Annotated in this window: 1 protein-coding gene; it reads left to right on the top strand. The window is 35.4% G+C overall.

Going from position 1 to position 619, the window contains the following annotated elements; genetic code table 11:
* Positions 1 to 190 precede the first annotated feature (190 nt).
* Complete coding sequence (gene erpA / locus GQR46_RS20365) at positions 191 to 529, top strand: iron-sulfur cluster insertion protein ErpA (RefSeq protein ID WP_002958911.1); 339 nt, start codon at positions 191 to 193, stop codon at positions 527 to 529.
* Positions 530 to 619 lie beyond the last annotated feature (90 nt).

Here is a 619-nt window from a genome sequence, read left to right on the forward strand (position 1 = left end):
AATTTTTAATGAATTTATAGTTTACAAGGGTCGCTTTTAGTTTGCTTAAGTATTATTTTAGTGAGCTAATGTTTAGCCACTTTTTTACTAATTTATAGGTATAACTTAGAGTAAAGAGTTGTTTTACTATACTTGATTAAAACACTCGGGTATTAGATAATCACGCCATTGCGATATTGAGGGTTTTAAAATGTCTGAAGAATTACCAATTAAGTTCAGCGATGCAGCTGCTGTTCGCGTTAAACAGTTAATCGACGAAGAAGAAAATCCAGATTTAAAACTGCGTGTTTATGTAACAGGTGGTGGTTGTTCTGGTTTTCAATATGGTTTTACTTTTGATGAAAAAGCGAATCCTGGCGATTTAGAAATTGTAAAAAATGGTGTAACACTCGTGATCGATCCAATGAGCATTCAATATTTGGTTGACGGTGAAGTTGATTACACTGAAGGATTAGAAGGCGCACGCTTTTTTGTATCTAATCCTAATGCAACAACAACCTGTGGTTGTGGTGCAAGCTTTAGCGTTTAACAGCCAAACGCTAAATAGAATGAAGCCGCTTTGCGGCTTTTTTAATGCCTACAAATCGGTTGGGGCGTATTCAGTTATTTGCATTATCAA

This window comes from Pseudoalteromonas sp. Z1A6 (genome assembly GCF_011378745.1).
Lineage (GTDB): Bacteria > Pseudomonadota > Gammaproteobacteria > Enterobacterales > Alteromonadaceae > Pseudoalteromonas > Pseudoalteromonas arctica.